At 65.1% G+C, this 23703-nt stretch carries 28 protein-coding genes and 1 pseudogene; 16 read left to right on the forward strand and 13 right to left on the reverse strand.

Annotation, left to right across the window (positions count from 1 at the left end):
- Positions 1 to 233: 233 nt before the first annotated feature.
- Positions 234 to 611, reverse strand: coding sequence for a YraN family protein (locus tag FJ948_RS09070; protein ID WP_181173603.1), 378 nt, complete (start codon positions 609 to 611; stop codon positions 234 to 236).
- Entirely contained in the window at positions 604 to 1506 is a 903-nt protein-coding gene (rsmI, locus tag FJ948_RS09075) for a 16S rRNA (cytidine(1402)-2'-O)-methyltransferase (protein WP_140703475.1), read from the reverse strand. The genes FJ948_RS09070 and rsmI overlap by 8 nt, the downstream gene beginning before the upstream one ends.
- Before the next feature lie 169 nt (positions 1507 to 1675).
- Here rsmI and FJ948_RS30235 point away from each other — a divergent pair, with 169 nt between their 5' ends.
- Positions 1676 to 1849 (forward strand): hypothetical protein, encoded by a 174-nt coding sequence (locus tag FJ948_RS30235; protein ID WP_181173604.1) that lies wholly within the window; start codon positions 1676 to 1678, stop codon positions 1847 to 1849.
- Between the two features lie 7 nt (positions 1850 to 1856).
- Positions 1857 to 2045: a hypothetical protein gene (locus FJ948_RS09080; protein ID WP_135933149.1), complete on the forward strand. Its 189-nt coding sequence runs from the start codon at positions 1857 to 1859 to the stop codon at positions 2043 to 2045.
- Positions 2046 to 2101: 56 nt separating this feature from the next.
- Here the strand turns inward: FJ948_RS09080 and FJ948_RS09085 are convergent, their stop codons facing one another.
- The 5 genes from FJ948_RS09085 to rph all read right to left on the reverse strand — a co-directional run bounded on the left by FJ948_RS09085 (position 2102) and on the right by rph (position 5576).
- Positions 2102 to 2425: a low molecular weight protein tyrosine phosphatase family protein gene (locus FJ948_RS09085; RefSeq protein ID WP_140703476.1), complete on the reverse strand. Its 324-nt coding sequence runs from the start codon at positions 2423 to 2425 to the stop codon at positions 2102 to 2104.
- 19 nt (positions 2426 to 2444) lie between these two features.
- On the reverse strand, positions 2445 to 3623 hold the full coding sequence (gene hemW, locus FJ948_RS09090) for a radical SAM family heme chaperone HemW (RefSeq protein WP_140703478.1): 1179 nt from the start codon (positions 3621 to 3623) through the stop codon (positions 2445 to 2447).
- Positions 3620 to 4267: an RdgB/HAM1 family non-canonical purine NTP pyrophosphatase gene (gene rdgB / locus FJ948_RS09095; protein ID WP_140703480.1), complete on the reverse strand. Its 648-nt coding sequence runs from the start codon at positions 4265 to 4267 to the stop codon at positions 3620 to 3622. The genes hemW and rdgB overlap by 4 nt, the downstream gene beginning before the upstream one ends.
- Positions 4267 to 4677 (reverse strand): VOC family protein, encoded by a 411-nt coding sequence (locus FJ948_RS09100; protein ID WP_140703482.1) that lies wholly within the window; start codon positions 4675 to 4677, stop codon positions 4267 to 4269. The genes rdgB and FJ948_RS09100 overlap by 1 nt, the downstream gene beginning before the upstream one ends.
- Positions 4678 to 4859: 182 nt before the next feature.
- The gene (gene rph / locus FJ948_RS09110; RefSeq protein WP_140703487.1) at positions 4860 to 5576 is read right to left on the reverse strand and encodes a ribonuclease PH; all 717 of its coding nucleotides are present in this window, start codon (positions 5574 to 5576) and stop codon (positions 4860 to 4862) included.
- A 180-nt stretch (positions 5577 to 5756) separates the two neighbouring features.
- On the opposite strand from rph, the gene hrcA reads away from it, so the two are divergent.
- From hrcA to cysK, 5 genes are all read left to right on the forward strand, one after another.
- Positions 5757 to 6839 (forward strand): heat-inducible transcriptional repressor HrcA, encoded by a 1083-nt coding sequence (gene hrcA, locus FJ948_RS09115; RefSeq protein ID WP_140703489.1) that lies wholly within the window; start codon positions 5757 to 5759, stop codon positions 6837 to 6839.
- A gap of 178 nt (positions 6840 to 7017) precedes the next feature.
- Positions 7018 to 7215 (forward strand): hypothetical protein, encoded by a 198-nt coding sequence (locus tag FJ948_RS09120; RefSeq protein WP_140703491.1) that lies wholly within the window; start codon positions 7018 to 7020, stop codon positions 7213 to 7215.
- 111 nt (positions 7216 to 7326) lie between these two features.
- A complete protein-coding gene (locus tag FJ948_RS09125) occupies positions 7327 to 8676 on the forward strand; it encodes a sorbosone dehydrogenase family protein (RefSeq protein ID WP_140703492.1) in 1350 nt (449 codons plus the stop codon).
- A gap of 281 nt (positions 8677 to 8957) precedes the next feature.
- Entirely contained in the window at positions 8958 to 9575 is a 618-nt protein-coding gene (locus tag FJ948_RS09130) for a LysE family translocator (protein ID WP_140703493.1), read from the forward strand.
- Positions 9576 to 9786: 211 nt separating this feature from the next.
- Complete coding sequence (gene cysK, locus FJ948_RS09135; protein ID WP_140703495.1) at positions 9787 to 10767, forward strand: cysteine synthase A; 981 nt, start codon at positions 9787 to 9789, stop codon at positions 10765 to 10767.
- A 170-nt stretch (positions 10768 to 10937) separates the two neighbouring features.
- On the opposite strand, the gene FJ948_RS09140 is transcribed toward cysK, so the two are convergent.
- Both FJ948_RS09140 and FJ948_RS09145 read right to left on the reverse strand, forming a co-directional pair.
- On the reverse strand, positions 10938 to 12182 hold the full coding sequence (locus tag FJ948_RS09140) for an RNA polymerase sigma factor (protein WP_140703966.1): 1245 nt from the start codon (positions 12180 to 12182) through the stop codon (positions 10938 to 10940).
- A 7-nt stretch (positions 12183 to 12189) separates the two neighbouring features.
- A complete protein-coding gene (locus FJ948_RS09145; protein ID WP_140703497.1) occupies positions 12190 to 12558 on the reverse strand; it encodes a YciI family protein in 369 nt (122 codons plus the stop codon).
- Positions 12559 to 12814: 256 nt separating this feature from the next.
- Here FJ948_RS09145 and FJ948_RS09150 point away from each other — a divergent pair, with 256 nt between their 5' ends.
- From FJ948_RS09150 to FJ948_RS09160, 3 genes are all read left to right on the forward strand, one after another.
- A complete protein-coding gene (locus FJ948_RS09150) occupies positions 12815 to 13774 on the forward strand; it encodes a TAXI family TRAP transporter solute-binding subunit (RefSeq protein ID WP_140703499.1) in 960 nt (319 codons plus the stop codon).
- A gap of 73 nt (positions 13775 to 13847) precedes the next feature.
- Entirely contained in the window at positions 13848 to 15968 is a 2121-nt protein-coding gene (locus FJ948_RS09155) for a TRAP transporter permease (protein ID WP_140703501.1), read from the forward strand.
- Entirely contained in the window at positions 15965 to 16348 is a 384-nt protein-coding gene (locus tag FJ948_RS09160; RefSeq protein WP_140703503.1) for a DUF1850 domain-containing protein, read from the forward strand. The genes FJ948_RS09155 and FJ948_RS09160 overlap by 4 nt, the downstream gene beginning before the upstream one ends.
- 140 nt (positions 16349 to 16488) lie before the next feature.
- Here the strand turns inward: FJ948_RS09160 and FJ948_RS30895 are convergent, their stop codons facing one another.
- The 3 genes from FJ948_RS30895 to FJ948_RS09170 all read right to left on the reverse strand — a co-directional run bounded on the left by FJ948_RS30895 (position 16489) and on the right by FJ948_RS09170 (position 17246).
- Positions 16489 to 16611, reverse strand: a complete 123-nt coding sequence (locus FJ948_RS30895; RefSeq protein WP_281405354.1) for a hypothetical protein — start codon at positions 16609 to 16611, stop codon at positions 16489 to 16491.
- 24 nt (positions 16612 to 16635) lie between these two features.
- Positions 16636 to 16926, reverse strand: coding sequence for a DCC1-like thiol-disulfide oxidoreductase family protein (locus FJ948_RS09165; protein WP_246677481.1), 291 nt, complete (start codon positions 16924 to 16926; stop codon positions 16636 to 16638).
- Positions 16927 to 17105: 179 nt separating this feature from the next.
- On the reverse strand, positions 17106 to 17246 hold the full coding sequence (locus FJ948_RS09170; protein WP_013892047.1) for a hypothetical protein: 141 nt from the start codon (positions 17244 to 17246) through the stop codon (positions 17106 to 17108).
- A gap of 399 nt (positions 17247 to 17645) precedes the next feature.
- Between FJ948_RS09170 and FJ948_RS09175 the strand changes: the two genes are divergently transcribed.
- The 3 genes from FJ948_RS09175 to ligD all read left to right on the forward strand — a co-directional run bounded on the left by FJ948_RS09175 (position 17646) and on the right by ligD (position 21655).
- Complete coding sequence (locus tag FJ948_RS09175; RefSeq protein WP_140703505.1) at positions 17646 to 18152, forward strand: ferritin-like domain-containing protein; 507 nt, start codon at positions 17646 to 17648, stop codon at positions 18150 to 18152.
- Between the two features lie 119 nt (positions 18153 to 18271).
- Complete coding sequence (locus FJ948_RS09180) at positions 18272 to 19141, forward strand: Ku protein (protein WP_140703507.1); 870 nt, start codon at positions 18272 to 18274, stop codon at positions 19139 to 19141.
- 9 nt (positions 19142 to 19150) lie between these two features.
- Entirely contained in the window at positions 19151 to 21655 is a 2505-nt protein-coding gene (ligD, locus tag FJ948_RS09185) for a DNA ligase D (RefSeq protein ID WP_140703509.1), read from the forward strand.
- A gap of 211 nt (positions 21656 to 21866) precedes the next feature.
- Here the strand turns inward: ligD and FJ948_RS09190 are convergent, their stop codons facing one another.
- On the reverse strand, positions 21867 to 22541 hold the full coding sequence (locus FJ948_RS09190) for a winged helix-turn-helix domain-containing protein (RefSeq protein WP_140703511.1): 675 nt from the start codon (positions 22539 to 22541) through the stop codon (positions 21867 to 21869).
- Positions 22542 to 22609: 68 nt separating this feature from the next.
- On the opposite strand from FJ948_RS09190, the gene FJ948_RS09195 reads away from it, so the two are divergent.
- From FJ948_RS09195 to FJ948_RS09205, 3 genes and pseudogenes are all read left to right on the forward strand, one after another.
- Entirely contained in the window at positions 22610 to 22879 is a 270-nt protein-coding gene (locus FJ948_RS09195) for a DUF1127 domain-containing protein (protein WP_246677482.1), read from the forward strand.
- Entirely contained in the window at positions 22876 to 23208 is a 333-nt protein-coding gene (locus tag FJ948_RS09200) for an NIPSNAP family protein (protein WP_140703513.1), read from the forward strand. Before FJ948_RS09195 ends, FJ948_RS09200 begins: the two co-directional genes overlap by 4 nt.
- Positions 23205 to 23548 (forward strand): annotated as a pseudogene (locus FJ948_RS09205) (antibiotic biosynthesis monooxygenase). Before FJ948_RS09200 ends, FJ948_RS09205 begins: the two are co-directional and overlap by 4 nt.
- Positions 23549 to 23703: the final 155 nt, after the last annotated feature.

The following is a 23703-nucleotide window of genomic DNA, read 5'->3' on the forward strand; positions in this document are numbered from 1 at the left end:
CATATCCCCAAACGTCAGCGCCGCCCCTCACCTGCCTGCCGGCATCCTCTCCCCGTATAGGGACGGGGAGAGGGTGCTGTCATCCGCGATTTCGCCAACTACAACGGTTGCAAGAAGGTCGCCGTCGCCGCGGCCGCCTCCCTTCTCCCAGTCCCTATACGGGGAGAAGTGCCCGGCAGGGCGATGAGGGGCAGAACTAATTTCAACGAATGGATTGCCCTTCGGCAACGAGCCTAATTCCGGCCATAAAACGCATTCGGGACATGCACCGGCCAGCGCCAGGGCAGCACGGCAACCATGTCGAAGCGCATCGACAGCCTGCCATAGTCGGGCTGTCGCGATAGCCAAATGTCGGCCGCACCCTCGATGCGGCGCTCCGATTCGCGGCCGATCGCCTCCATGGCCTCGATCAGCGTGCGGCGCGCCTTGACCTCGACGAACAGCACCAGATCGCCACGCCGCGCGATCAGGTCGATCTCGCCAAAGCGGGTGCGGTGGCGGCGCGCCAGGATGCGGTAGCCCTTCAGCATCAGCGCCACGGCCGCCAGCCATTCGCCGCGATGGCCGCGCCGGTAAGCTTTCAGGCGGCTGGCGCTCGGGCGCTCAGCCATCGTCGCCTTCTCGAAGTTCAAGCAGCCGCCGATAAAGCGCCTGCTTCTGGCCGCCGGTCATTTTCGCGGCTTCCGCCGCCGCCTTGGACGCCGGCATCTCCGCGGCCAGCGATAGCAGCAGGCGGTCGATATCTTCAGGTTCGTCGGCCCTGGCCTCGGCAGGACCGACGCAGACGACGATCTCGCCCTTCGGCGTGTCCGCCGCCGCATAGTGGTCGGCGAGCGCTTGCAGCGTGCCGGTGCGGATTTCCTCGAACGTCTTGGTCAATTCCCGGCCGATGGCGGCCTTGCGCTCGCCGCCGAGGGCCTCGACCATGGCGCCGAGCGACTCGGCCAGCCGGCGCGGCGATTCGAAGAAGATCAGCGTCGCAGGTACCGCCTTCAGCGTCTCCAGCCGCGACAACCGCTGGCCAACCTTGACCGGCAGGAAGCCGGCGAACAGGAAAGCGTCCGACGGCAGGCCGGATGCGGTGAGCGCTGCTAGCGGCGCCGACGGGCCGGGAATCGGCACGACGCGAATGCCGTGCTCGAGCGCCTCGCCGACCAGCCGGTAGCCGGGGTCGGAGACCAGCGGCGTGCCGGCATCCGAAATCAGCGCCACGCTCTGTCCGGCTTCGAGTGCCGCGATCAGCTTCGGCCCGGCCTCGCCGGCATTGTGCTCGTGATAGGCCGTGGTGCGGCGGCGGATGCCGTAGCGGTCGAGCAGCACGCGCGACACGCGCGTGTCCTCGCAGGCGACGATGTCGGCGGCGGCCAGCGTCTCCAGCGCGCGCAGCGTGATATCGGCGAGGTTGCCGATCGGCGTCGCCACCAGATAGAGCGCCGGATCGAGCGGACGGGCCGCGATTTCGGTCTGCCCGACCACATAGCTGCGCTTGCCCGTCTCGCCAGTCACCGATGCCGTCTCCGTTCAAGCCTATCTGGCCTGCCAAATCCTGTTTGGCATGGCTGGCGCCGGCTTGCAAAACTCACGCCGATGTAAGGTGGCCGCCATTCCTTCGCCACAGTGCGGAACGAAACCGGTTTTGGCAGATTTAGCCCCTGATTCCCCTAGGGAGGACAGGATGGACAGCCTGAAGATACAGGACGCGTTCGCGCCCTATTATGCCGATCGCAATCGTGCCGCGCGGCGGGACAAGCGGCTGCCCGCCAAGGCCGGCCCGACAGCGGAGCCGACAGCCGTGCCCACCAACGTAAAGCTTTCCGACAACAAACCCGACAGCACGACGGAGCACTGACCGGACGATGCCCAATCGCTTCGATATCTTCATCACCCGTCTTGAGACGAAAAACGCCCGCAACGGCGTACCCTTGCCCTCATTGGGGGACCAGCACCGCGGTCGCCGCGACAAGGACAACGCCAAGCCAGTCCGGAACGGTGAGGCCCACGCGGAGAAAGAACGCGGAAAGCACCGCCACAAGCACGACGCCTGACCGGGCTCGGATTGGCGACACAGCCACCCGAAGGTGGCGAACGCTGGGCCAGGCGCTCAGTCCAGATAGCGTGAAACACGCGCCTTCAGAAGCGCTATCAGCTCCGGATCCATGAATTCGTACTCGTCCGGGATGTCGAGGCAGATCACCTTGGCCGCCTTCAGGCTGGCCTTGAATTTCTTCTGCAGTTTCGTCCGGTGGGTTTTCTCCATGACAAAAATGATGTCGGCCCAGGCGACCAGTTCGTGCGTCAGCGGCGTATCGGCGTCATGATTGGTGCCGGCCGACGCGACCTCTATGTCGCGGCGCGTGGAAAACACCTGCTCGGCGGTCGGGCTGCGCAAGCGGTTCTGGCTGCAAACGAAGAGGATGTTCTTCACGGGCTCCTCTGAACCGTCATTACCGCGCCAGGTCCGCCACCACGGCGTCCAGCACGATCATCCCGGCGGGGGTGGCGCGCAGGCGCGCGTTGCCGATCGGCGCCACCAGCCCCTCGCCCTGCAGCACCGAAAGCCGGGCGCTGGACAAGCCGCGTCCGGAAAACGCCTCGTAGCGCGTGAGGTCGATGCCTTCGGCAAGCCTCAGCCCCATCAGCAGGAACTCGTCGGCTTCTTCCGAACGCGTCAGGAGCTCGCCACCGGTGATGCCATGGCCCTTGGCCTCGACCAGATTGGCCCAGGTCTCCGGCATTCTCTCCGCGATCGTCACCACCCGGTGGCCGTTCTCGACGAAGCGTCCATGCGCGCCGGGGCCGACGCCGACATATTCGCCGTAGCGCCAGTAGGTCAGATTGTGCCGGCTCTCGGCGCCCGGCCTGGCATGGTTGGAAATCTCGTAAGCCGGCAAACCATGCGTCGCCGTGATCTCCTGCGTCAGCGCATAGAGATCGGCGGCGTGGTCGTTGTCGGGAATGATGAACTTCTTCGCCGCGTGCAGCGCGTGGAAGGGCGTGCCTTCCTCGATGGTCAGCTGGTAGAGCGACAGATGGTCGGCGGCATGGCCGATCGCCTGTTCGAGTTCCGCCTGCCAAGCCTCCGGCGTCTGGCCGGGACGGGCATAGATCAGGTCGAAGGAGAGGCGCGGAAAAATCTCGCGCGCCAGCCCGATGGCGTGCAGCGCTTCCTCGACATTGTGCAGCCGGCCAAGGAAGCGCAAATCCTTGTCGTTCAACGCCTGCACGCCGAGCGAGACGCGGTTGACGCCCGCGGTCCGGTAGCCGCGAAACCGCTCGGCCTCGACGGAGGACGGATTGGCCTCCAGCGTCACCTCGATGCCGTCAGGCACCGACCAATTCTTGGCCACCGCGTCGAGAACCCTGGCCACCGTCTCCGGCTTCATCAGCGACGGCGTGCCGCCGCCGAGAAAGATGCTGGTGACCTCGCGCGGCCCGGTACGCTGGCGCATCGTCGCCAGCTCGGCCTCGAAGGCGGCGGCAAAGCGCTCCTGGTCGACCGGCTGGTGGCGGACATGGCTGTTGAAGTCGCAATAGGGGCATTTGGCCGCGCAGAACGGCCAATGCACGTAAACGCCGAAGCCCGGGCCGCGGTCGAGCGGCATGTTGGTGCTGGACCCGATCATTCCGAACCAAGCCGGGCGCGGGCGAATTTCTGGAAGGCGCGGGCGCGGTGCGACAGCGCCGTCGGCTGGCCGGGCTTCCAGCCGTGCTTTTGCTCCGCGCTCATCTCGCCGAAAGTTTTGTCGAAGCCATTGGGCAGGAACACCGGATCGTAGCCGAAGCCGAGCTCGCCGCGCGGCGGCCAGACCAGCGTGCCTTCGGCCTCGCCGCGATAATATTCGGCCTCGCCGTTCGGGAAAGCGAGGCAGATGACGGCGACGAAGCGGCCCGTGCGCTGGCCGGGCGTGGCCGCGCCGACCTCCTGCATCGCCACTTCGGTGCGCTGCATGGCCATGGCGAAATCGCGCGATCCTTCAGGAGTTTCAGCCCAGTTGGCGGTGTAGACGCCGGGCGCGCCGTCGAGCGCGTCGACGCACAGGCCCGAATCGTCCGACAGCGCCGGCAGGCCGGTCGCCTTGGCGGCGGCAAAGGCCTTGATGTAGGCGTTTTCCTCGAAGGTGGTGCCGGTCTCCTCTGGCTCGGGCAGGCCGTAGGCCTTGGCCGATTTCGCCTCGAAGCCGAACGGTCCCATCAAATCGGCGAATTCGCGCAGCTTGCCTTCATTGTGGCTGGCGACGACGATCTTCTTGCCATCAAGTGTATGCATCAAAGGCCCCAGATTCTCGGCTCGGCGAACTCGATCGAGTTGCCCGAGGGGTCGCGTATATAGAGCGAACGCCCGCCTTGCGGCCATTCGAATTCGCTTTCGATGGCGATTTTCCTCGCCTGAAGATGGGCTTTCCAGGCGTCGATTTCAGCGGCGGTCGCGGCAAAGCACAGATGGCCGTCGCCGACAGCGCCGTGCGGAGGGACTTTCAGCTTCGCATCGGGCGCGGGCGGGATTTTGGTTGCCTCGGCGTTGAAGATGAGCAGAACGCCCGGTCCGCAGCGGAAGAAGAGGTGGCGGCCTTCGACCTTGCCAAGGAGGATGAGGCCGAGGATGTCGGTGTAGAACGTTTCCGCCTCAGCGAGGTCGGTGACATAGAGGGCCGATTCCAGGATTGCGGAGGGTGTCACGAGGCGCCCCCCTCTGCCCTGCCGGGCATCTCCCCCTCAAGTGGGGAGATTGGCGGTTTCAGCTCCGCCGCACATCCTGCGCCGTTGATAGATGTCGAAAGCCGATCGAACATCCGATCTCCCCCCTTGAGGGGGAGATGGCCGGCAGGCCAGAGGGGGGCGTTCAAGCTCGGCATCGAAACTCAGGCCACCGCCATCTGCTGCAGGCTGACCAGGCGGGAAATGCCCTTCTTGGCCAATCCCATCAAATCCGCGAATTGCGCTTCGGAAAAGGGTTCGCCCTCGGCGGTGCCCTGGATCTCGACGATGCCGCCCTTGCCGGTCATGACGAAATTGGCGTCGGTGCCTGCCGAGGAATCCTCGATATAGTCGAGGTCGATGACCGGCTGGCCATCATGGATGCCGCAGGAGATCGCCGCGACATGGTCCTTGAGCACCTTCGAAACGCTGGCCATCTGACGCGCTTCCATCCAGCGCAGGCAATCGTAAAGCGCCACCCAACCACCGGTGATCGAGGCGGTGCGGGTGCCGCCATCGGCCTGGATGACGTCGCAGTCGACGGTGATCTGCTGTTCGCCGAGTGCCTGCAGGTCGACCACGGCACGCAGCGAGCGGCCGATCAGGCGCTGGATCTCCAGCGTGCGGCCGCCCTGCTTGCCGGCGGAAGCCTCGCGGCGCATGCGCTCGCCGGTCGAGCGCGGCAGCATGCCATATTCGGCCGTGACCCAGCCCTTGCCGGAATTGCGCATCCAGCCCGGCACCTTTTCCTCAAGGCTCGCGGTGCATAGCACATGGGTGTCGCCGAACTTCACCAGGCACGAGCCTTCGGCGTGCTTGGAGACGCCGCGCTCGAAAGAGATGGCGCGCATTTCGTCGAATTGGCGTTTGGAGGGGCGCATTCGGCCTGCTTTCTGTCAGTTTCTTGAAATCGTGGCCGGCTTTTAGACGCAAGGGGGGCAGCGCGCAAAGGAAAACGGACCTGGGATCCGAGACAGACACCCCGGGGTGATCGGCCACAGACACCGGGTTGCGCGCGGCGTACCGAAGTCTATATCCTGAACACGGAGGTTTTTGGCCGAATGACCAAGGCAGTCGATCCCGCTTCGCAGTCGCCCGCTCTTCAATCACTCGACATGCGCTCGCGCGACATTTTCCGGCGCATCGTCGATTCCTATCTGAGGGACGGCGAGCCCGTGGGCTCGCGCAGCCTGTCGCGCATCCTGCCCTCCTCGCTGTCGCCGGCCACCATCCGCAACGTGATGAGCGACCTCGAACATCTCGGGCTGATCTACGCGCCGCATATCTCGGCCGGGCGGCTGCCGACGCAGGCCGGCCTGCGCTTCTTCGTCGATGCCTTCATGGAGCTTGGCGACCTCTCCGACGAGGAGCGCCGCACCATCGAGGCGCAGGTGCGCGCCTCCGGCTCCGGCGCCACGCTGGAGCACATGCTGACCGAGGCCAGCCAGATGCTGTCGGGCATGTCGCGCGGCGCCGGCCTGGTGCTGGCCGCCAAGAACGAGGTAGCGCTGAAGCATATCGAATTCATCCAGCTCGAGCCGACCAAGGCGCTGGCCGTGCTGGTGTCGCAGAACGGCGACGTCGAGAATCGCGTCGTCGACCTGCCCGCCGGCACCACGGTCTCGCAGCTGCACGAGGCCTCGAATTTTCTCAATGCGCATATTCGCGGCCGCACGCTGGCCGAGGCGCGCACCGAGATCGCCCGCATCAAGGAGGAGACGCGGGCCGCGCTAGACACGCTGTCGCAGGATCTCGTCGAAAAGGGGCTGGCGGTGTGGGCGGGCGCCGAAAGCGGCCTGCCGGCACGGCTCATCGTGCGCGGCCGCGCCAATCTGCTCGAAAACGTCACCGCCCAGGCCGACATCGAGCTATTGCGACATTTGTTCGAGGACATGGAGACGCAGGACGGGCTGATCCAGCTGCTCGACCTTGCCGAGCAGGGATCGGGCGTGCGCATCTTCATCGGCTCGGAAAACAAGCTGTTCTCGCTGTCGGGCTCGTCGCTGGTTGTGGCGCCCTATCGCGACAAGGATGCCCGCGTCGTCGGCGCGCTCGGCGTCATCGGCCCGACCCGGCTCAACTATGCTCGCATCGTGCCGATGGTGGATTATACGGCGCAGCTGATATCGCGCATGCTGCGCTAAGGTGACGATATTCAGGTGAGACCGGTCTGCAAACGGCTGCCACCTGCGCTTCCGGTGCTCACGTACAGAAGTACGCTCCGCTCCGGTTGTCGGTATCAACCGTTTTCGACTCGGCCTGACCTGAATATCGACACCTTAGAGCCCCAGAATCGAACAACAGGCAGCAAGGAGAAGAAGAATGGCGCTGGAATCGTTCAAGGCCCAGATCAGCCTGCTGCTGGAGGAGATGGTCAATCAGCCCGAGGACGTGCACGAGGTGCAGGAGCAGTTGCGCGAGAAACTGCGGGAAATGCGCGCCATGGGCCTGCCGCTGCCGGCCGATCTCGTCGAGCTGGAAAAGCGCCTGGATAGCGACCTCGACGCCACCGAAGCTTGATAACCGCTCTACCGTCGCTCCAACCGGACGTGTGGCATGGAACCATCCGCCACGCTCGGCCGTTGCCGCTGCGCGCGGCAATCGATTTGCGGCACGATGCGGAGGTCTCTCATGATAAGACTTGCCTCGATGGCCGCCATCCCGGTCAGCCTCATCATTGCCGGTTCGGCCCTGGCGGCCGATCAGCCGGTGCTCAAGGGTCCGGCCGCCTTCGGTGACTGGCGCGCCGACAGGCCGGGCGTGCGCCGGCTGATCAAGCCGGAAGACCTGCCGAAGCCCTACGTCACCAAATCGGCCTCGAACAGCGCGGGGCTAGCGGACATGCCAGCGGACGCAAAGCCGCAACTGCCGCCCGGGTTCTCGGCCGAGCTGATCGCCTCTGGCATCGACAATCCGCGCGTCGTGCGCGTGGCGCCGAACGGCGACCTGTTCGTCGCCGACAGCGAGGCCAACCAGGTTCGCGTCTATCGGCTGATAAAGGGCGGCGCGCAACCGGCCGAGCAAGGGGTCTTCGCCGGCAATCTCAACCAGCCCTACGGCATTGCCTTCTATCCCTTGGGCAACGACCCGCAATGGGTCTATGTCGCCAACAGCGACAGCATCGTGCGCTTCCCCTACAGGAGCGGCGAGTTGAAGGCATCCGGCGGGCCGGAAACCATCGTCGACCACATTCCGGCTAGTCACCACTGGACGCGCGACATCGCCTTTTCGCCCGACGGCAAGACGCTCTATTTGTCGGTCGGCTCCGGCTCGAACGTCGCCGAGGACATGGGCAAACAACCGGAAGGCGGTCTCGAAACATGGGTCAAGTCGCAGCCGATCGGCGCGACCTGGGGATCCGAGGAGGGCCGCGCCGACGTCAGGGCCTTCGATCCCGACGGGAAGAACGGACGCATCGTCGCCACCGGCCTGCGCAACTGTTCGGGCATGACGATCCAGCCGGCGACCGGCGCGCTGTGGTGCGTCGTCAACGAGCGCGACGCGCTCGGCGACAATGTGCCGGCCGAATACGCGACATCGGTCAGGGAAGGCGCCTTTTATGGCTGGCCGTGGTACTACATCGGCAACAATGAGGATCCGCGCCACAAGGGCGAGCGCCCCGACCTCGCTGGCAAGGCCACTGTTCCCGATGTGCTGATGCAGGCCCATTCGGCACCGCTCAACATCGCCTTCTACACCGGCAAGGCTTTCCCGCAGGAGTATCAGGGCGATGCCTTCGTTGCCCTGCACGGCTCCTGGAATCGCGGCAACCGCACCGGCTACAAGGTGGTGCGTTTGCTGTTCAAGGACGGCAAACCGACCGGTGAATACGAGGATTTCATGACCGGCTTCGTCGTTTCCAACGGCGAGGTGTGGGGCCGGCCGGTCGGTGTGGCGGTGGCAAACGACGGCGCGCTGATCGTGACCGAGGATGGCAACGGCACCATCTGGCGCGTGACTTACGGTGATGGCCGCTCCTGAGGAGTCTTTGGTTGGGCAGCGCAGGCCCCCTCACCCGGATTGCCAAAACCGAATCGCAAGGGCAATTCGGGGCAATCCGACCTCTCCCCTAGGGGAGAGGAGTCTTGCAGGCGCTGGCGCCCGTCTCTTCTCCCCTCGGGGAGAAGGTGGCCGCGAAGCGGCCGGATGAGGGGGCTTCGTAAGGCGAGGCCTTTATATCTGGTGCAATAGAATTCGACCCCAAGGGAATTCAACGTTGGCCGGTCCCATGCGATAAGGCGCTCTGATCAGAGACCGCATCCATGACCCTTACCGGCTTCCTCGCCTACAGCGCCGCTCTCGGCATCGCCGCCGCCATTCCAGGCCCCGGCGTCACCGCGCTTGTCGCGCGGGCTCTGGGCTCGGGCTTTCGCTCGTCGCTGGCCATGTCGTTTGGCCTGATGCTGGGCGACCTCATCTATCTCACCGCCGTGGTGCTGGGCCTCGCCTTCGTCGCGCAGGAGTTCGGCATGGTGTTCCTGGCCGTCAAGTGGGCCGGCGTCGCCTATCTCGCTTTTCTCGGCTGGCGTTTCTGGACCGCCGGCATCACGCCCGAGACGGTCGAAGCCAGGAAAGGCAAGGGCGGGCTGGTGTCCAGCTTCCTCGCTGGCCTCACCGTGACGCTCGGCAATCCCAAAACGATGATCTTCTACCTCGCCATCACGCCGACCATCGTCGACCTGAAGACGATCACGCTAGCCGATTACGGCATTCTCGCCGCGCTGACGGTCGTCGTCCTGTTCGTCGTGCTGGTGCCTTACCTGGCACTCGCCGCCAAGGCGCGCTGGTTCCTGAAATCGCCGAAGGCACTCAAGCTGCTGAACCGCACCGCCGCCACCTTCATGGTCGGCGCGGCGGCGGCGATCGCCGCCCGCCAGTAGGGCTTCGGCCAAACCGTTCCGCAAACCATTTGTTTCGGGAAACGCTTTTCCGGAGCAAACGGGTTTTCAGCACGGCCCCTACTCGGATATTTCTTGCCGACAGCCTATCTTGCGCGGCTGAACAGCTTATCGTGCTGGCAGGAATGCCACTCGCCTGAATACTCCTCTTGCCTGAAATACTCTCTTGCCTGAAATTCTGGGAGCGAAACCAATGAACAAGCCCGTCACCTCCGCCCGCGTGCCCGGCCGCGGCCGCATCTACACATCCATCACCGACACGATCGGCGATACGCCCCTGGTCCGGCTCGAGAAGTTCGCCAAGGAGAAGGGCATCGTCGCCAATCTGGTCGCCAAGCTCGAATTCTTTAATCCGATCGCCTCGGTCAAGGACCGTATCGGCGTGGCGATGATCGAGGCGCTGGAGGCATCGGGCAAGATCGCGCCCGGCAAGACCACGCTGATCGAACCGACATCGGGCAACACCGGCATCGCGCTTGCCTTCGCCGCCGCCGCCAAGGGCTACAAGTTGATCCTGACCATGCCCGAGACGATGTCAATCGAGCGCCGCAAGATGCTGGCGCTGCTCGGCGCCGAACTGGTGCTGACCGAAGGGCCGAAAGGCATGAAGGGCGCCATCGCCAAGGCCGACGAACTGGCCGCGACGATCCCCAACGCCGTCATCCCGCAGCAGTTCGAAAACCCCGCCAATCCGGAAATCCACCGCAAGACGACAGCGGAGGAGATCTGGAACGACACGCAGGGCGAGATCGATATCTTCGTTGCCGGCATCGGCACGGGCGGCACCATCACCGGCGTCGGCCAGGTCTTGAAGAAGCGCAAGCCAGCGCTGCATGTCGTCGCCGTCGAGCCGGAAGCATCGCCGGTGCTGTCGGGCGGCCAGCCCGGCCCGCACAAGATCCAGGGCATCGGCGCCGGCTTCGCGCCCAAAATCCTCGACACCACGATCTATGACGAGATCGTCAAGGTCTCGAACGAGGATTCCGTCGCCAATGCGCGCCTCATCGCCCGCCTCGAAGGCGTGCCGGTCGGCATCTCGTCGGGCGCGGCGCTGCAAGCGGCGATCGTCGTCGGTTCGCGGCCCGAGAACAAGGGCAAGAGCCTGGTCGTTGTCATTCCCGACTTCGCCGAGCGGTATCTGTCGACGATCCTGTTCGAGGGGCTGGGGTCTTAAGGTTTTCGCGCACCCATCTTCCCTTCTCCCCTTGTTGGGTCCGAAGAACGGGCCGAGACCAGTGGCTCGCCCGGGCAGTGAATCGGCGCGTCGCGCCGGAAGCGGCTTTCCTCGCGCACGAGATGTGGCCGGCCTGACCGGCCGAAAAAAGCCGTCCAGGCTCCGCGACCTCACTGTATGAGCGCCGCCCGTTTCTGCTGCAGGAAGCGGCGCACCGCGGGATCGCGCTCGAGGCCGATCGCGCGATCATAGGCTTCGAGCGCTTGCGGTGCCTGGCCGAGCCGGGCCAGCAGGCCGGCACGCGCGGCCCAGTAGGGCTGGTAGTCGTCGAGCCGCTTGTCGTCGCCCAGCACGTAAAGCGCCGCCAGCCCCGCCACCGCACCCTCGGTCTCGGCGATCGCTACCGCGCGGTTGATGGCCACGACCGGCGAACCGGCGATCGAAAACAGCGCTTCGTAGAGCGCGCGGATCGCCGCCCAGTCGGTGCGGCCGCTCAGCCGTCGCGCCACATGCGCGGACTGGACCGCCGCCTCGAGCTGGTAGCGGCCGATGGCGCCCATTGTGGCGGCACGGCCGAGCAGGCCTTCGGCCTCGTCGACCAGGGCGTGATCCCACAGCGCATGGTCCTGCTCGGCGAGCGGCACATAATCTCCGGCCATGTCGCGACGTGCCGCGCGGCGTGCCTCGGCGAACAGCATCAGCGACAGCAGGCCCAGCGCCTCCGGCTCGTCCGGCAGCAGCGAGGCGACCAGCCGGCCGAGCCAGATGCCTTCGGTGGCGAGGTTGCGACGCCGCGTCTCGGTGCCGGCCGGATCGGACCAACCCTCGGCGAAAGCGGCGTAGATCGCCTCCAGCACCGCGTCCAGCCTTTCGCCGAGTTCGGTCCGCTCCGGCACGCGGAACGGAATGCCGGTCTCGCGGATGCGGCTCTTGGCGCGTACCAGGCGCTGGCCCATCGCGGTCGGCGAGACCAGGAAGGCGGACGCGATCGTGGCGGCATCGAAGCCGAGGATGGTCTGCAGGATCAGCGGCGCCCGCACGCCGGCCTCGATCGCCGGATGGGCGCAGGCGAACATCAGCCGCAGCCGTTCGTCGGGCAGATCCTGGTCGGTCATGCGTGCCTCCGCCTCCTCGGCAATCAGCTTGAGATGGTCGCGGCCGGCTTCGCTGGTGAGCCGCCGCCGCACCGCGTCGACTCGCCGCCGCCTCGCCACGGCGAGCAGCCAGGCTTCCGGCTTTTGCGGCACGCCGGTGCGCGGCCAGCGTTCCAGCGCCGCCGCGAAGGCGTCGGCCAGCGCATCCTCGGCGCCGGCCACGTCGCGCGTGCGCGCCGCCAGCCAGGCCACCAGCTTGCCATAGCTCTGGCGGGCGGCGGCCTCCGCGGCCGCCCGGGCGATCTCGGGACGACTGTCCATCACGCCGTCACTTCCTGGGCATGTAATCGTCCAGTTCCCAGATCGGCCGCAACTCGACCGTGCCGGTGCTGGCCGCCGGGCAGCGTGCCGCCCATTCGATGGCGGTGTCGATGTCGGCCGCCTCGATCATATAGAAGCCGGCGAGCTGCTCCTTGGTGTCGGCATAGGGGCCGTCGATGACGTTGGTCTTGCCGTCGGCGATCCGCACCGATGTCGTCGCCTGGCTCGGACGCAGCCGATCGCCGGCCAGCCAGGTGCCCGATTTCTTCAACGCCTCGGTATAGGCACCATAGGCCGCGCTCATCTGCTGGGCCGCCTCGATCGGCACATTCGCCAGCGCGGCTTCGTTGGCATAGATCATGATCATGTATCGCATGGGTTTTCTCCCGTGGTTTCGAAGGCCGCGTCCTTGCGGGGCCGGACGTATGTCGCGCGGCGGCGACCGATTTCGACAGCTCGCGGAAAAACTTTCCGCTCCGGCCGCGCCTTGTGCAAGCGGGCATGTGTTTGGCACCCTCTCAACCATTCGTCTAACGCGCCGAATTGCGGGTTGGCATTTCCCTTCCGCTGTCTAAACTCGCCTCCGTTCGTATCAGGGAGGTGATGCGGTCAATATTTCAGGGAGGAACCAGATGCTGAATTTCAGAACGAAAATTGTTGCTGCCGGCGCGATGGCGCTTTCACTTGGACTTGGCGCGGTGTCGGCCACCGCGCAGGAGTTCATCAATGTGCTGACCGGCGGAACTTCGGGCGTCTATTATCCGCTCGGCGTGGCGCTGTCGGAAATCTACGGCAAGGGCATCGAAGGCGCCCGCACCCAGGTGCAGGCGACCAAGGCCTCGGTCGAGAACCTCAACCTCCTGCAGCAAGGCAAGGGCGAGATCGCCTTCGCGCTCGGCGATTCCGTCAAGATGGCCGCCGAAGGCAATGCCGAGGCGGGCTTCCCCGGCAAGCTCGACAAATTGCGCGGCATCGCCGCCATCTACCCCAATTACATCCAGATCGTCGCCAGCCAGGAGTCCGGCATCAAGACACTGGCCGACCTCAAGGGCAAGAGCCTGTCGGTCGGCGCGCCGGCCTCGGGCACCGAGCTCAACGCACGCGCCATCTTCGCCGCCGCCGGGCTGAAATACGAGGATCTCGGCCGCGTCGAATACCTGCCCTTCGCCGAATCGGTCGAGCTGATCAAGAACCGCCAGCTCGACGCCACGCTCCAGTCGGCCGGGCTCGGCGTCGCCTCGATCCGCGACCTCGCCACCTCGCTGCCGATCAATGTCGTGGCGGTGCCGGCCGAAGATGTCGCCAAGATCGGCTCGCCCTATCTGTCGGTGATCATTCCCAAGGGCACTTATGAGGGCCAGAGCGAGGATGTGGCGACGGCCGCCGTCGGCAATTTCCTGATTACCCGCGCCGACGTCTCCGACGAAACCGCCTACCAGATGACCAAGCTGATGTTCGACCATCTCGACCAGCTCGCCGCCGCCCACGCCGCCGCCAAGGCGATCGATCCGGGCAAGGCGCTCGACGGCATGCCGGTGCCGCTGCATCCGGGAGCCGAGCGCTACTACAAGGAAAAGGGTTTGTTGAAGTAAGGGTGCGGCAACCGGAGATGTCTTCGCGAGGCGCCGCCTCGCCCTGCAATTCGCCCGCTTTGGAGTGCGTCGGATGAGCCAAGCAGCCTCTGGTACGACAGCCGACCCCAAATCTTCCACCTCCCATCTCCCCGCGACCGAGGAGCAGGTCGAGGGCCTGCCGCCGGGCTTCGGCGACGGCATCGCCGGCAAGGCGGCCTTCGCCATCGCCGTCGCCTTTTCCGCCTTCCAGATCTACATCGCCGCCTATGGCAGCCTTCCGAGCCAGGTGGTGCGGGCCATGCATGTCGGCTTCCTGCTGCTGCTCGGCTTCGCCCTGATCGCCAATCTGCGCGCCACCAGCCTGCCGGCCAAGGCCGCGTTCTGGACGCTGGGCGTGCTCGGCTTCGGCACCGGCCTGTACAATTGGGTGTTCTATAACGACCTCATCCGACGCTCCGGCTTCCTCACCACGCCCGACCTGATCGTCGGCGCCGTGCTGGTGGTGCTGGTGTTCGAGGCGGCCAGGCGGCTGATGGGGCTGCCGCTGGCGGTCATCGCCTTTATCTTCCTCGCCTATTGTTTCATCGGCAACCATTTGCCGGCGCCGTTCATCCATCGCGGCTATGATTTCGCCCAGCTCGTCGACACCTTCGCTTACGGCACCGAAGGCATTTACGGCACGCCGATCTATGTCTCGGCCGCCTATATATTCATCTTCGTCGTCTTCGCCGCCTTTCTCGAACGCGCCGGCATGATCGCGCTGTTCAACGATTTCGCGCTCGGCCTGGTCGGCACCTGGCGCGGCGGCCCAGCGCAGGTCTGCGTGCTGTCGTCGGCGCTGATGGGCACGATCTCCGGCTCCGGCGTCGCCAATGTGGTGGCGAGCGGCCAGTTCACCATTCCGCTGATGAAGCGCTTCGGCTTCCGCTCGGCCTTCGCCGGCGCCGTCGAGGCAACCTCGTCCATGGGCGGCCAGATCATGCCGCCGGTGATGGGCGCGGTCGCCTTCATCATGGCCGAGACGCTGAACATCCCCTATGCCGAGGTGGTCAAGGCGGCGATCATTCCTGCCTTGCTCTATTTCGGCGCCTGCTTCTGGCAGGTGCATCTGGAGGCCGGCAAGGCCGGCCTGCGCGGCATGGCCCAGGCCGACCTGCCCAACCCATGGGAGGCGGTGCGGCGGCACTGGCCGCTGGTGCTGCCGCTGGCGGCCCTGATCTATCTGTTGTTCGCCGGCTATACGCCGGTGTTCGCCGGCACGATGGGCCTGGCGCTGACCATCGTGCTCATCCTCGGCACGCCGCTGGCGGCGCTGATCGGGCCGCTGGCCTTCCGCGTCGTCTTCTGGCTGGCGCTCGGATTTGCCGCCGCCTCCTTCATGAAATTCGGCGTCAACATCCTCAGCCTTGTCATCGCGGCGCTCGTCATAGCCTGCCTCGCCTTCAAGGGCGGACGCGAGACGCTGCAAATCTGCGTGGACTCGCTCGCCGAGGGCGCCAAGAACGCGCTGCCGGTGGGCATTGCCTGCGCCATCGTCGGCATCGTCATCGGCACGCTGACGCTGACCGGCATCGCCTCCACCTTCATCGGCTGGATCATCTCGATCGGCGAGAACAATCTGTTCCTGTCGCTGGTGCTGACCATGCTGACCTGCCTGGTGCTCGGCATGGGCATCCCGACCATCCCCAACTACATCATCACCTCGTCGCTGGCCGGACCGGCGCTGCTGTCGCTCGGCGTTCCGCTGGTGGTCAGCCACATGTTCGTCTTCTATTTCGGCATCATGGCCGATCTGACGCCGCCGGTGGCGCTGGCCGCCTTTGCCGCGGCACCCATGGCCAAGGAGAGCGGGCTCAAGATCGGCATCCAGGCGACCAAGCTTGCCATTGCCGGCTTCGTGGTGCCGTTCATGGCGGTCTACACGCCGGCGCTGATGCTGCAGGACGCCGGCCCGATCGCCGCCCAGTTCGGTTATCCCGTCGAGGTCGCCTATATCGTCGTCAAGGCGTGCATGGGCATCGTGCTGTGGGGGGCGGCCGCAGTCGGCTTCCTTGCCAGGCGCATGGCCTGGTGGGAGCGGCTTGTCGCCTTCGCCGCCGGCGTGCTCCTGGTGGCGGCGCTGCCGCTCACCGACGAGGCGGGATGGGCGCTGTCGCTGGCCTGGATCGGCTGGCACGTCTGGGGGACACGGCAAGCCTCGACCGCCGCATGAGCCTGTGCATCCTTTCCGCCGGCAAGACGGCGACACTGACTGTTGCCGCCTTCACACTGTCCTGGACGCATTCGGTGGAGCGGACGCTCTGGGAAGAGAACTGGACGGTGACGCCGTCCGGCCTGCAAGTGGTCGAGGCCCGCATCAAGGGCTCGGGCGCCGGCATGGAGCCGCCGGAAGGTGCCGTGCTGCGCGACGGCTGGTGGGTCTATGTGCCCAGGGTTGGCCCGCAGTCGCGTCTCGTGCTCGCCGCCTCCGGCGCGACCGGCGATGGCTGGACGCTGTGCACGGTTCAGGGCTGTATGGATCTCGGCAGGACGGCGGGCGAAACGATCTCGCTCGAGCCGTGCGAACCCTTGGGTTCCAGCCAGCCGCGATAGCGCACGATCAGGCCGGTCACCGGGTGCGAGATCTCGACATGGAGTATATCGCGGCGAACAGGATTCGCCTGATCTTTTGTAAGCTTCTGATTTTATGTATGTCGTTGTCCGGAATCGATGACACTTCCGGGCGACACGCATTAGCCGATCAGCCGCCCGCGCAGCTCGGTCGACGGGACGTCGCAGCTGTCCTTCCTGCCGAACAGGGCATAACGATTCCCGGCGATGCGATCGTAGAGCCAGTCGCGTAGCGGGCGTGGCAACAACAACAAAGCCCTGGCAGCTCGCTAGGGCCAGCCAAGCTCGGTCATGACGGCGACGAAACTATCGAGACGCGTGAAGAGGACGCCGCCGACCAGGACGAGATTGGTTTCGTAGCTGTCGGTCGGCAGGTTGTATCCGCGGAACAGGGCCTCGCCGAGCGGCGATTGCGCGGTTGCGAAGCGGAAGCGCGCCTTGCGGTCGAGGCGGACCACCATGCGCACGAAGCCCGAGCAGAACACGCAGACGCCGTCGAAAACGATCAGCGGCTGGCTTGCATCGAGGGGTAGGGAAGGCTGCTTGGGACGGTCGGTCACGCTGGCCTCGGCTGCTTATGTCCCTAGGACCCTAAGCCAGCCGATGGCGGTCTCAAAGACGCGACGTTGTCGCACGCCGCCGGTCGGCGAAAATCGGCCGCTCGGCGCGATAGGTCGTGCCGCGGGTGTTGGCGTCCGGCCTGCAGATGCGGCTGTTGTGGCGGCTCTCGAAAGTCATGTCAGTGCGCGCCCAGCGAGGTGCCGCGACGGGCGCAGGCCGGACCGGGGCCGCGCATATAATAGCGCTCCGGCCGATAGGTCGGCGCGACGAACTCGCGGATGGCGGCGGCATAGCCGATGAGGTGCGTGAGGAAGTTCATTTTCCCTGTCCCTGTCCCGATTTTCGGATGTCCCTTCCGAATTGCGAGCACGATAGCATCGAGGCGTGAATAGTCGGTGAACGTGATGTTAATTTTTGGTCGAAAACCCGTTGCTTCATGGCCGGAATGCGGCTGATTCGGGGTGTTTCCGCGCCTTTTGTCACCATTCCAGCCAGTGTGACTTTTGCATCACATATGTTTCGTTTGAATGTCGCCTTGGCGCGCTTGTGTTTCAACTTCCGGGCCGTTGTTGAAATTTCCTTGCCTGACGGCCGGCAAGCTCCGGAACCGGCCCGCGCAGCGGACGTTGGTCCATAGGACCGGCATTGCCGGCTCGCGGGCGCTGCCCAGCAGGCAGGCCGGAAACCCCACGGCAAGAGCAATGGAAAGGCTGAAATCATGGGCTTCTTTTCGAAGGACATCAAAACGCTGAACGATCTCTTCGTGCACACGCTGCGCGACATCTATTATGCCGAGAAGCAGATCGAGAAGGCGCTGCCAAAGATGGTCGACAAGGCAACCGACCCGCAATTAAAGGCCGGCTTCGAAAAACATCTCGAACAGACCAAGGGCCATATCGGACGCGTCGAGGAGGTGTTCGAGTTGTTTGGGGTGAAGGCCAAGCAGGTGAACTGCCCGGCCATCGACGGCATTCTCGAGGAGGCCGACGACGTCAGCGGCGATGTCGACGACAAGGACGTTCTCGACGCCGCGCTGATCGCCTCCGCCCAGGCCGTCGAGCATTATGAAATGACCCGCTACGGCACGTTGATCGCATGGGCCAAGCAGCTCGGCCGCAGCGACTGCGCCAATGTGCTGGCCAAGAACCTGAAGGAGGAGCAGGCGACTGATCGCAAGCTGACCGAAATGGCGGAAAGCAAGATCAACCTCCAAGCCGCCGAGTAGGGCAGGCCGCCGAATAGGACCGGGGCCGGAGGCAACCGCGCCGGGCCCGGCCGGACAGGATTGGAACCGGGCGGGGTGGTCGCCCGTTCCACCTGATCTTTCTCTCACGGGGAACCATCATGGCGCCGCGCCCGGCCTGGAAAGGCTATCTGAAGCTCTCGCTGGTCACGTGCGCCATCGAACTGACCAACGTCGTCACCCATGCCGAGAAGGTGTCGTTCCGCATCCTCAACCGCAAGACCGGCAATACGGTGAAGCGGATCTATGTCGACGCCGAAACCGGCAAGCCGATCGAGGACGGCGACGAGATCAAGGGTTACGAGGTCGACAAGGGCGATTTCGTCCACATAGAGGAGGACGAGATCGAGGCGGTGCAGATCGAATCCTCGCACACGATGAGCCTCGACGGCTTCGTCGACAAAGCCTCGATCGAGCAGATCTATCTCGACACGCCCTATTATGTCGCGCCGGCCGACACGGTTTCGGAAGAGGCGTTCGCCGTCATCCGCGACGCCATGGCGGGCAAGAAGATGGCCGGGCTTGCCCGCATCGTTCTGTACAGCCGCGAACGTCCCGTGGTGATCGAGCCGCTGGGCAAGGGCATGGTGCTGACGACGCTGCGCTACGACAACACGGTGCGCCAGCCCGAGAGCGTCTTCGGCGACATCAAGGCGGTGAAGACCGACCAGGAGATGACGGATCTCGCCGAGCTCATCATCGACAAGAAGAAAGCGAAGTTCGATCCCTCGAAATTCGAGGACAAGTATGAGGATGCCCTGCTCGAACTGATCCGCGCCAAGAAGGCGGGACACAAGGCGCCGAAGGCCAAGGCCGCCCCCAAACCCTCCAACGTCGTCAATCTGTTCGACGCGCTGAAGAAAAGCCTGTCGTCGGATTCAGGATCGACGAAGTCATCCTCAGCGAAAGCCAAGCCGGCGGCGAAGCGCGCCAAGGCGAAAAGCGTTGCGCCGAAGCGCAAATCGGCCTGAGGATACGAGATGGCAAGCCTCGAACAGTATCATTCGAAGCGTGACTTCAAGAAGACCGGCGAGCCGGCCGGCAAGGTTACGCGCGGGCAGAAGGACGGCGGCATCTTCGTCATCCAGAAGCACGCCGCGACAAGGCTGCATTACGATTTTCGCCTCGAGCACGACGGCGTGCTGTGGAGCTGGGCGGTGACGCGCGGTCCCAGCCTCGACCCGCACGAAAAGCGGCTGGCCGTGCATGTCGAGGATCATCCCATCGACTATGCCGGCTTCGAAGGCACCATCCCCAAGGGCGAATATGGCGGCGGCTCGGTTCTCGTCTGGGATGAAGGACGCTGGACGCCCGAGGGCGATCCCGCGACGATGATGAAGAAGGGCCATATCAACTTCGAGCTCGATGGCCACAAGCTGCGTGGCAAATGGCATCTGGTGCGGCTGCGGCCGCGCCCGGGCGAAAAGCGGGACAACTGGCTGCTAATCAAGTCCGACGATGCCGCTGCGCGCCCCGGCGAGGACATTCTGAAGGACGAGCCGAAATCGGTGAAATCGGGCCTGACGATCGAGGAAGTCGGCGAGGGCAAGGCGGCCAAGGGCGAGAAACCGAAGGTCTGGCACTCCAACAAGCCGGCCGCCGGCAAGGCCAAGGCCGGGGCCAGGAAACTCGACTTCATCGAACCGCAGCTGGCCACGCTGGAGCGGGACGCACCGTCGGGCCAGGACTGGCTGCATGAGGTGAAGTTCGACGGCTATCGCATGCAGGCGCAGATCGCTGGCACCGAGGTTCGGCTCCTGACCCGCACCGGCCTCGACTGGACGGAAAAATTCGGCGGCGAGATCGCGGCCGAACTCGCCGGGCTGAAATGCAGCGATGCCATCATCGACGGCGAGATCGTCGTGCTTGCCGACAGCGGCGTGTCGTCCTTCGCGCTGCTGCAGCAGGATTTGTCGGCCAAGCGGACGAACCGGTTCATCTACTATGTGTTCGACCTGATGCGGCTCGACGGCAAGGATTTGCGCCGGGAACCGCTGGTCGAGCGCAAGCGGGCCTTGCAGGACCTGCTCGGCGAGCAAGCCGACAACGCGGCGGTGCGTTTCTCCGACCATTTCGCCGAACCCGGCAAGATCATGCTGGAACATGCCTGCCGCATGGGGCTGGAAGGCGTCGTCTCGAAGCGCGCCGATGCGCCCTACCGTAGCGGACGCGGCCCGGCTTGGGTCAAATCGAAATGCACGGCGCGCCAGGAATTCGTCATCGGCGGCTATCTGCCGTCGGACAAGGCCGGACGCGGCCTGCGCTCGCTGCTGGTCGGCTATTACGAAGGCGGCGACCTGCACTATGCCGGCCGTGTCGGCACCGGCTTCTCCACCAAGGGCGCCAACGATCTGAAGAAGAAGCTCGATGCGCTGAAGGCAAAGGGTTCGCCCTTCGACGCGGCCGTGCCGAAGGGCAAGGGGCTGGTCTGGGTCAAGCCGGAACTGGTCGGCGAAGTGGAGTTTCGCAGCTGGACGTCGGACCGTATAATACGCCACGCCTCGTTCCAGGGGCTGCGCGAGGACAAGCCGGCGGAGGAAGTCGTGCAGGAAAAGCCCAAGGCGACGACAGGCAAGAGCCCTGCCAAGGCCAAGCCGGCCGCAGGCGGCGCCGGCAAGGCCGGCGGAATGACGACCTCGATAAAACTCTCCCATCCCGACAAGCTGTTGTGGCCCGACGAGAAAATATCGAAGCAGAACCTGCTCGACCACTATGCGCAGGTCTGGCCGCGCATGGAGCAATTTGTCGTCAACCGGCCGCTCAGCCTGGTGCGCGCGCCCGACGGCATAGGCGGCCAGCGCTTCTTCCAGAAACACGCCTCGGCCGGCATGAGCGACAAGATCATGCGCATGAAGGACCCGACCGATGGCGAGGAAATCCTCTTCGTCAGGGATTTCGACGGCGTCGCGGCGCTCGTCCAGTACGGTGTGGTCGAGATCCATATCTGGGGCTGCACCATCGACAAGCTCGAACAGCCGGACCAGATCATCTTCGATCTCGACCCCGATGAGGGTGTCGAGGTGAAGGCGGTGCGCGAGGCCGCACTCGACATCAGGGACAAGCTCGATGATCTGTCGCTGCCCAATTTCGTCAAGACCTCCGGCGGCAAGGGTTACCATGTGCTGGTGCCGCTGAAACCCTCGGCGGACTGGGACGCGGTGAAGGGTTTCGCCCATGATTTCGCCCGCGCGCTGGAGCAGGGCGCGCCTGACCGCTACACGGCGACGCTGTCGAAGAAGGCGCGCACGGGAAAAATCTTCGTCGACTATCTGCGCAATGGCAGGGGCTCGACGACAGTGGCGCCCTATTCGTCGCGGGCCAAGAAGGGTGCTACGGTATCGATGCCGGTGACTTGGGCCGAAATCGAGGCTGGCTTGGCCCCGAACGCCTTCCCGATCGGCGACAAGACGACGATGAGGCGGCTGGCGGACGCGGATCCGTGGGTGGATTTCTTCAAGCAGGGAAAGGCTTTGAAGCGGGGGTAATTCGACTTTCGACGCCGGGGGGCACCACCCCCCTCTGCCCTGCCGGGCATCTCCCCCCTCAAGGGGGGAGATCGGCTGTCATCTGGGCCTTCGCCAATTTTCATCGTCTGAATGAAAGTGTCGGCATCGAAACTGCCAATCTCCCCCCTTGAGGGGGAGATGCCCGGCAGGGCAGAGGGGGGCGCTGTCCCGCCGACATCTCCGCAGTCCATCACCCCAAAAACACCCTCTCGAACGCCTGCTTGCCCGGTGGCGAGAAAATCACGGCGCGGCTGTCCTTCTCGCGGCGCGCCCATTTCTCGGCAAGGATCTTGTCGAGGATGGCGGCGCCCAGCGTGCCGGCGAGGTGCGAGCGGCGCACGCTCCAGTCGAGGCAGGCGCGGCAGACCGGCCGCCTGGGTTTGGTGTAGACGTCGATGCCGATCGCCGCGAAATGCGATGCCGCCGAAGGGCCGAGCCTGATCTCCTTGTCGTCGCGGACCAGTATGTTCTTGTCGACGAGGCGGTCCAGCATCGCAACGGCCTGCTCGCCGGCAAGGTGATCATAACAGACGCGCGCGATGCGCATCGCGCCGTCACGCGGGCCCGGCCGGACGCGCTTGGGGCCAACGGCTTCGGCCACGCCGGTGATGGCTTCGATCATGCCGGCCACTTGCGGGCCGGCCAGCCCGTAATAGCGATGCCGGCCCTGGCTGGCCACGGTCAGCAGGCCGCCCTCCATCAATTTGGACAGATGCGAGGAGGCGGTCGGCAGCGACACGCCGGCCTCCAGCGCCAATTCGCTCGCCGTCAATGCCGTGCCGCCCATCAGGGCGTTCAGCATGTTGGCGCGGGCCGGGTCGCCGACCAGGCTGGCGATGCGGGCTATGTCGGGTCCTTCACGCATGGTTCGGCCTCCATCGAAGTATTCTCGTCAGATAACCACTATTCTGCGGTCAGATCAAGGAGACGACGATGACATCCGCTTCCAGTCCGCTCGCCAGCCGCAGCCCGTTCCCGTTCGTCGCCTGGGTCCGGCTGGGGCTGCTGGCCCGCTGGTATGACCGCCATCTGCAGCGGCTCGACCTTGCCGAGATCGACGACCACCTGCTGCGCGACCTCGGCCTGACACGGCAGGGTGCGCCGCGAATGCGCGAAGCCCTTCTGGCAGGCCTAGCAGATCGGCCGGCGCGACGTTTCGACGTCGCTCGAATTATCGATGCACACTCAGAGGAGAAAAAATGACCATCACCTGCTTCATCCGCTACGAGATCGACCCGTTCGGCAAGGCGGCTTTCGAGGAGTATGCCCGCAACTGGGGCCAGGCCATTCCGCGCTGCGGTGCCGATCTGATCGGCTATTTCGCGCCGCACGAAGGCTCGGCCACGACCGCCTATGCCGCCTACAACATCGAAAGCCTGGCGGCCTACGAAGCCTATCGCGCCCGGCTTGCCGCCGACCCCGCCGGCAAGGCAAACTACGAATTCGCCCACCGCGAACGATTTATCGTCAAGGAGGACCGCATGTTCCTGAAACTGGCGTCCGGCCCGCATGCGAAGCTGGTACTGCCGTGATCGCCGTCATCTTCGAAGTGCAGCGGCGGAGGGCAAGCGCGATGCCTATCTCGGCATCGCGGCCAACCTGCGGCCGCTGCTCGACGGCATCGATGGCTTCATCTCCATCGAGCGCTTCCAGAGCCTGGCCGACCCGAACCGCGTGCTGTCGCTGTCATTCTGGCGCGACGAGGAGGCGGTCAAGGCATGGCGCAATACGGAAGAACACCGGCAGGCGCAGCAGGCGGGGCGCGGCGGTATATTTGCCGGCTATCGATTACGGATCGCCGATGTGGTGCGAGATTACGGGCTGACGGAACGCGACGAGGCGCCGGCGGACAGCCGCGCGGTGAATGGGTGAGGAGAGGCGCGGCTCTTCTTCCCCCCTTGTGAGGGAAGGTGGCCTCGCGAAGCGAGGTCGGATGAGGGGTGTTCCAGGGAATGCCGACGTCTCACTCCGCTGGAACACCCCTCATCCGTCTCGGCGCTACGCGCCGATCCACCTTCTCCCACAAG

This window comes from Mesorhizobium sp. B2-3-12 (assembly GCF_006442205.1).
Taxonomy (GTDB): domain Bacteria; phylum Pseudomonadota; class Alphaproteobacteria; order Rhizobiales; family Rhizobiaceae; genus Mesorhizobium.